Origin of the sequence: Sphingomonas silueang, assembly GCF_040049155.1 — a bacterium.
Taxonomy (GTDB): domain Bacteria; phylum Pseudomonadota; class Alphaproteobacteria; order Sphingomonadales; family Sphingomonadaceae; genus Sphingomonas; species Sphingomonas silueang.
In genome coordinates, this window is sequence record NZ_JBDZDK010000036.1 from 21,464 (window position 1) to 28,942 (window position 7,479).

The 7,479-nt window shown below is 72.5% G+C and carries 5 protein-coding genes; 1 reads left to right on the forward strand and 4 read right to left on the reverse strand.

Annotation, left to right across the window (positions count from 1 at the left end; genetic code table 11):
* Positions 1-238: 238 nt before the first annotated feature.
* The 4 genes from ABLE43_RS20495 to ABLE43_RS20510 form a co-directional block, all read right to left on the reverse strand.
* Positions 239-1,786 carry a Y-family DNA polymerase gene (locus ABLE43_RS20495; protein WP_348979993.1) on the reverse strand — a complete coding sequence of 516 codons (1,548 nt, stop codon included), beginning with the start codon at positions 1,784-1,786 and terminating at the stop codon, positions 239-241.
* A complete protein-coding gene (locus ABLE43_RS20500) occupies positions 1,683-2,459 on the reverse strand; it encodes an ImuA family protein (RefSeq protein ID WP_348979994.1) in 777 nt (258 codons plus the stop codon). Before ABLE43_RS20500 ends, ABLE43_RS20495 begins: the two co-directional genes overlap by 104 nt.
* 293 nt (positions 2,460-2,752) lie before the next feature.
* Positions 2,753-3,637 (reverse strand): transglutaminase family protein, encoded by an 885-nt coding sequence (locus tag ABLE43_RS20505; protein WP_348979997.1) that lies wholly within the window; start codon positions 3,635-3,637, stop codon positions 2,753-2,755.
* Positions 3,637-6,123 (reverse strand): circularly permuted type 2 ATP-grasp protein, encoded by a 2,487-nt coding sequence (locus ABLE43_RS20510; RefSeq protein WP_348979995.1) that lies wholly within the window; start codon positions 6,121-6,123, stop codon positions 3,637-3,639. Before ABLE43_RS20510 ends, ABLE43_RS20505 begins: the two co-directional genes overlap by 1 nt.
* 181 nt (positions 6,124-6,304) lie before the next feature.
* Here ABLE43_RS20510 and ABLE43_RS20515 point away from each other — a divergent pair.
* Positions 6,305-7,479, forward strand: a 1,175-nt coding sequence (locus tag ABLE43_RS20515) for a S8 family serine peptidase (RefSeq protein WP_348979996.1), incomplete at its 3' end; no start/stop codon positions are given.

A 7,479-nucleotide genomic window follows, 5' to 3' on the forward strand; every position in this document is an offset into this window, starting at 1 on the left:
TTTTGCGCGCGGTAGACAGCGTTGTCCAACCGGGTCGCCGCCCTGCCCGTCATCCCGGCGCAGGCCGGGATGACGAAGCGAGGGTTGCGCCGCTTCATCCGCCCGCCTGCCACACCAGACTTCGTCATTCCCGCGGAGGCGGGAAGCCATATAGGCCAGCGTCCCGATTCCATGCGCAGCGTCGGCGTGAATGGATTCCCGCCTGCGCGGCAATGACGGAGGGTGGCCCGCCGCCCGCTCACGCGAACACCCCGTGGACATACCATGTGGGGTCGTTCGTCTCGCGTTCGTACAGGCCGTGGCGGAAGATCCAGTAGCGCCGCCCGCGCACGTCCTCGACCCGGTAGTAATCGCGGGTGCGGGTGCGCGCCTGCCCGCGCCGCCACCACTGCGCAGCGATCCGCTCCGGCCCCTCGAAGCGGATCACGTCGTGCTGGGTCCGCCGCCAGCGGAAGCGGTGCGGCGGGCCGTCGGGCACCTCGGCCATCACCTCGATCCGCTGGGGAGGATCGAACAGGTGGATCGGGCGGAGCGGCGGCTCGCCCGGCTCGGGCGCGTCCCATGCGACCGGCGCAGGCGCGGCATCCTGTGCGACGATGGTCAGCACGCCCTGTTCGGGGATGTGGCTGTCGCCTGGGCACACCCGGCAGACGCGGGCGCGGCCGAGGCGGGTGGAGAGGCGATCGACCAGCTCGGCCATCGCCTCCGCGCTGACGGTGCCGCCCTCCAGCTGCAACTGCGTCGGCACCATCGGTTCGAGCGCGGGGACGCTCATGCGGATCAGGTCGAAGCCGAAGCCGGGGTCGAGCGGATCGGCGAGCGATTCGATCCGCTCGCGCATCAGGCGCAAAATGGTTGGCGGATCGCGAAGCGGCAGCCCGCTGTCGACCGCGAGGTCGCGGATCGCGCCGTCGCTGCGGTACAGCCGCACCGCGAAGCGCCGCCCGCCGCGATCGCGCGCGACCAGTTCGGCCTCCGCCTCCCTCGCCAGTTCGCCGATCGCCGCCAGCACATCGGCGTCGCGCGCGATCGGTTCGGCGAAGCGCCGCTCGAAGAACAGCGCGGGCAGTGCGCGGCGCGGACGCAGCCGCTGGTCGGCCTCGCCGGTCAGGCGGTGGAGCGCGGCGACCGTCTCCTCGCCGAAGCGCGCGGCGATCGGCGCGCTCGGGCGGCTGGCGAGGTCGCCGATGGTCTTCAGGCCGGCACGGCGCAGCGCCAGCGCGATCTCGTCGTCGAGGCGCAGCGCGGCGACGCCCAGGCGCCGGATCGCCGCCGCCTCATTGGCCGCCGGAGCCTGCTGGAAGCGGGCGAGCGCCTGTGCCGCATCGGGGGTATCGGCCAGCGCGTGGCGCAGCGTGCCGAAGGGGGCGAGCCGCGCTTCGACCTCGGCGGCGAGCGCCCCCTCCCCGCCCCACAGATGCGCGCAGCCGGTGATGTCGAGCGTCACCCCGTCGCCGCCGTCGAGCGCGACCAGCGGGGTGTAGCGGTCGCAGGCATCGGCGATCCGCTCCAGCCAGGCGTGATCGGCAAAGGGATCGGCATCGACCACCGCCAGATCGGGCAGCAGCGCGCGGGCGTCGGCCAGCGTCATGCCCGGTGCCAGCCCCCGGTCCAGCGCCTCGCCATCGACCGCGGACAGGCGCATGCCGCCGCGCATCGCCTCGACACAGGCGAGCGGGCCGTCAGCCGGTACGTCGCAAGCGGATTGGCGCCGCAGCCGGTCGGTCGGCAGGAACGGCCACCACAGCGCCAGATGGCGCCGGGGGGGTGAAGAGGCTCTGGTCACGGTTCCACTCCACTTGCCAGCGTCCCTCGGCCCCCCGGCCGCGCTGGCGCAACAATTCCAGATCGAGCGTCGGATGCCCCGGCGCATTGGCCGCCAGCGGCTGCGACGCGCAGGAGCGCACCGCCCAGCGGGTGTCGGCGGCGCTGGCCACCGGGGTTCCGGCAATGCGCAGCAGCAGCGTGGTCACGCCGCTGTCCTCGGCGGCGAGCGCGAGTCGGCGGCTGGCGGTGAGATCGAGCACGCGCGGGTCGCGGTGCAGTTCGACCACCGCGACGCCGACCCCGGCGCAGCGCACGACATCAGCGGCGGCGCGCAGCAGGTCGAGCGGGCTGGGCAGCAGCACGACCAGCAGCCGGGCGGGGTCCACGCCGATCTCGACCAGTCCCGGCGCGTGGAGATGCCCGCCATGGCGCACCGCCGCCTCCTCGCGCAGCCAGACGACGCCGCCGCCCAGGCGGATCGACAACATGCCCGCGAATCCGCTAACGCTGCCCGCATCGCCCGTGTCGAGCGCGAACAGTTCGTGCAGCCGCCCGCGCGCGATGCCGCCGCCCAAGGCCGCATCGATATCGGCATGGCCGGTCGCCACCGGCACCGCCCGAGTCGCCTCCACGCGCCGCTCGATCGCGGCGATGCGGCGCTTGAGCTGGACGAGGGGCGACTCTGCGTTCATGATTTGTTCTTTATCGCGCGGTGCGTGGGGGTTCGTCAATCGGGGTTGGGGCGGGGGGGGTGGTTCACGCGAAGGCGCGAAGGGCGCGAAGGGGTAGAAGAAGGAGGGTTCGCGCGGAGACGCGGAGGCACGGAGAGGGGTTGCGTTTGCGGCGGTATCCCTCCGAATCATGGTTCCGTCATTCCGGCGAAGGCCGGAATGACGAACAAGATGGGCCAGCCGCGCACCCCTCTCCTCGCCTCCGCGCGAACCGTCCTTCTTCGCGGCCTTCGCGCCTTCGCGTGAACCCAGGATCACCCGATGCCCAACGGCTCCACATCGACCGACACGTGCATCGTCTGCGCGCCCGATCCCAGCACCACGCCGTCGATCGGCGCGATGTCGGCATAGTCGCGACCGATCGCCATCACGACATGATCCTCCGCCATCCAGATGCCGTTGGTGGGATCGACCCCGACCCAGCCGAGCAGCGGCCCGGCCCATACCAGCACCCACGCATGGGTCGCGTCGGCCCCGACCAGCCGCTCCTGCCCCGGCGGCGGCAGCGTGCGCAGATAGCCCGAGCAATAGGCGGCGGGCAGTCCGGCGGCGCGCAGGCCCGACAGCATGATCTGCGCGAAATCCTGGCACACGCCGCCGCGCTTGGCGAAGGCCTCGGCGATGGGCGTATCCACCAGCGTCGCGGTGGGATCGAAGGCGAAGTCGCGCTGGATCATCCACGCCAGCGCGATCGCCGCGTCGAGCACGCCGCGCGTGTCGGCCAGTTCGGCGGCGCACCAGTCGGCGATCTCCGGCACCAGCGGCACGTGCGCGGAGGGGAAGAGGTAGCTCGCCGGGCTGGCGGGTCCGGCATCGGCCACCGCCGCCGCCAGTGCGCGGACTTCGGCGACGGTCGGGTCGGTGGGCGCGGGCATCGGCACCGGGCGGTCGACCAGCACGGTCGCGCGGCTCTCGATCGTCAGCGTGCGCTCGGGCCGTTCCACCACCAGCCGGGTGACGTTGGCGAGGCCCGCCTGCGCGCGCGCCGGGGCGGTATGGCCGCCGGGTTCGACCACCAGCGCATAGTCCTCCAGCACCTGTCCCGACCACAGGATCGGGCGCAGGCGGAGGTTGCAGCGCGCATAGCCCGCAACCTCGGCATAGTCGAAGCGGGTGACGTGGCGGATGGCATAGCGCATCATGCGAGGGTCAGCCCGGCTTCGCGCAGCGCCTGCGCGCCTTGCAGGAAATAACGGGTGGCGATGGCGTCGGACAGTTTCTGCAACTGGTCGCCCATCTCCAGCACCCAGCCGCGGTCGAGCCGCTCGGCCGAGGCCATGGCGATCCCCGCGGTCAGCCGCGCGGCGATGCGCTGCTGCGGCTCGGCAATCCCGGCGTCGTTCAGCACCGGCAGCCGGGCGAGGTGGCCGACGATCGTGTCGATCTGAAACGCCAGGCCGCGCGGATTGCCGGGGTCGAGCGCGATCAGGTCGATCACCGGCACCCGCGCGAAACCGATCAGATAGCGCTGGCGATAGCTGATCTGGCTGTCGGCGAGGTCGAGCAGCGTCGAGAGATTCTCGGCGCTGGCCCGGCGCAGGTCGACCGCCAGCAGCATGCGGGTGGTGGCGAGCGCGCGTTCGATCCGGCGGCCGAGATCGTGGAAGCGCCACGCATCGGTGCGCCCCATATGCTCCGCCGACAGCCCGGCCAGCGCGGCATAGCGGCGCTGGAGCGTGCCCGCCCGGTCGAGCAGCGTGCCCGTCACCGGATGCGGCGCGTCGAGCAGGCGCACCATGTCCGCCGACAGCCTGTCGCGCGACACCGCGCCGATACTGGCGGCGAGCCGGTTGATCGCGCGCACGCTGGCCCAGCCGTCCGCCGTCTCCATCGCGGCGCGGGCGAAATCGACGAGGTCGCGGCGGCGATGGCTGGCGGGGGGCACCGCCGCGCCGGTGTCGGCGATCAGCGTCACCAGCCGCGTAACCGTCTCCGGCGCCAGCGCCGCGCCGGTATCCGCCGAGATCGAATGGCCGAACAGCACGCGGATGACGCCCAGCAGCGCCTCGCCGCGCTCCAAATAGCGGCCCAGCCAGAAGAGGTTGTCGGCGACGCGGCTGGGCAGCGTGCCGGGGTTGCGGCGCAGCTCCACGCTGTCGGCGCCTTGCAGCAGGGATATGGGGGCGACCGGATCGGGGCCGTGGACGATCACGTCGGCGGACCACGACCCCTCGCCCATCACCGCCGCGCGGGCATCCGGCTGGTCGCCGATGCGCACGAAGCCGCCGGGCAGCACCTGCCAGCCGCCGTCGCCGCCGCGCGCCGCGAAGACGCGCAGGGTGAAGGGGCGCGGTTCGAGCCCGTCGCCGCAGCCGGTGGGCATGGTGGCGAGATGCGCGACCTCCTGCCCGATATAGTCCTGCGGGCGCAGCGCCATCGCCGCGGCCAGCCGTGCGCGCTGGGCGGCATCGAGCGTGGCGCCCAGCACCGGCCCGCCGTCGAGCCCGAGCACGCCGGGGACGAAGGCGGGGCCGACGACGAGCTGGTCGAGCGAGGCGAGCACCTGCGCGCGCGCCGCGTCCTCGCCGCACCACCATGTCCGCACGCACGGCAGCATCGGTTCGCGTCCCAGCAGATGCTGCGCGATCCGCGGGAGAAAGGCGGCGAAGGCGGGTGCTTCGAGCACGCCGACGCCCGGTGCGTTGGCGATCACGACATTGCCCGCCGCCATCGCATCGACGAGGCCCGGCACGCCGATCGTCGAGGTCGAATCGAACGCCAGCGGATCGATCAGCCGCGGGTCGAGCCGCCGCCACAGCGCGTCGATCCGCTTGAGCCCTGCGATGGTGCGGACGTAGAGATGGTCGTCGCGCACCGCGAGGTCGGCCCCCTCCACCAGCAGGAAGCCGAGATAGCGCGCGAGATGCGCCTGTTCGGCATAGCTGGGGTTGAGCCGCCCCGGCGTCAGCAGCCCGATGCGCGGTTCGGCGCGGCGACACGCGGCGGCGATCCCGGCGCGCACCCCGGCGAAGAACGGCGCGTGCCGCTCGACGTTCAGCCGCGCGGGCAGCGCGCCGAGCGTCCGCCCCATCGCCAGCCGGTTCTCCAACGCATAGCCCGCCCCCACCGGCACCCGGACATGATCGGCCAGCACCCGCCAGCCGCCGTCCGGCCCGCGCGCCAGATCCATCGCGACGAAATGCAGCTGGTGCCCGCCGGGCGGTTCGAGGCCGACCATCGGGCGCAGGAACAGCGGCGATCCGGTGACGAGCATCGCCGGGAGCACCCCGTCCGCCACCAGCCGCTGTTCGCCATGGATGTCGGCGATCACCGTTTCGAGCAGTTCGGCGCGTTCGGCGACGCCCTCGGCGATGCCCTGCCATTCGCGCTTGCCGATCAGCAGCGGGACGGGCGACAGCGGCCAGCGGCGCTCCTCGCTCTCGCCCACCACGCGGTAGACGGTGCCGATATCCTCGGCATGGCGCTGCGCCCGTTCGCGCACGGGGCCGAGCGTGTCGCCGGACAGCGCGGCCAGTTCCTCCAGCGTGGTGGCCCATGCCGCCCGGTCGGTGCCGGTCGTGTCGACCAGCATGTCGCCCGCAGGCGCACGGCCGCAATAGTCGCGCAGCCAACGATCGGCGACGGCCCCTGCGTCCAGCAATGAGTCGATCGCGTGGGTGCCCATGCCTGTCCCCCGGTTCCCGTGCGTTCCCAAGCATGGCGGGCGGCGGCGCGCAACCGCTTTGGCCGGTGCGGCGGAACGGCGCGCGGTACGAAACGTACCGAAACCCCTGCCCGCGCCGCCGTTCATCGGCCCGCAAAGTCGTTGCGCTACCGTCATGGCATCAGGGACACGGGGGAACGCGATGCGGTACGGCAGGCAGGCGATGCGCGCGGCGGCGATGGGCGGCGTGCTGCTGCTGGGCGCATGCGGCGGCAGTTCGGAACAGGGGAGCGTCGGCGTATCGGGCGGCGGCGCGACCGGCGGCACCGCGACCGTGACCGCGCAGCAACTGGAGGACCAGCGCTCCAACGCGGCGGTCGCGGCCAATGCCGATGCCGCCTATCGCGCGGGGTTCACCGGGCGCGGCGTCAAGATCGCCATCCTCGACACCGGCCTGCAACCGGGGCTGAGCGAGTTCGCCGGGCGCGTCGATCCGGCGAGCGGCGACATGGCGGGCACGCGCGGGCTGGTCGACACCAGCGGCCACGGCACGGCGATGGCGGCGGTCGCGCTGGCGGCGCGCGATGCGCAGGGGATGCACGGCGTCGCGCCGGAAGCGACGCTGCTGTCGCTCAACGCATCGGACCCGGCCAAGTGCAAGTCGATCACCGAATGCGACATGTCGGGCGAAGGCTTCCTGCGCGCGATCGACGTCGCGATCGCGCAGAAGGCGCGGGTCATCAACATGTCGTTCGCGGGCGATTCGACCCATCCGGTGTTCAACGCGGCGGTGCAGAAGGCCGCCGCCGCCGGGATCGTGATGGTCATCAGCGCGGGCAACAATGATTCGGGCGGGCGCGAGCCGCTGCTGATGCCGCGCGCCTTTGCCGAGGCGGCGCCGGGATGGGTCATCATCGCGGGCGGGCACGACGCCAACGGCAGCTTCTACACCAAGGGCGCGAACCAGGCGGGCAGCGGCCCGGCGGCGGCGGCGTTCCTGACCGCGCTGGGCAAGGAGATCACGATGATCGACCGGCAGGGCAAGCTGGTCGAATATGACGGCACCTCCGGCGCGGCGGCGGCGATCAGCGGCGCGGTGGCGCTGATCGCGCAGGCCCGCCCGAACCTGAGCGGCGCGCAGATCGTCACGCTGCTGCTGGACAATGCGACCGACGCGGGCGCGCCGGGGCGCGACGCGGTGTACGGCAACGGCATATTGAACGTCGCGAAGGCGCTGGCGGCGGCTCCGGCGGGTGTAGCTTTCAGCGGTAAATGTCACGAAGTGACATCACTGATTGTCGCCTCCTGCGGCCTGCTCCTTTGGGGAAGCACTGATAAAGCCAGCTTTCCCGCTCGGTCCGGCACGTTGCGCTCTGA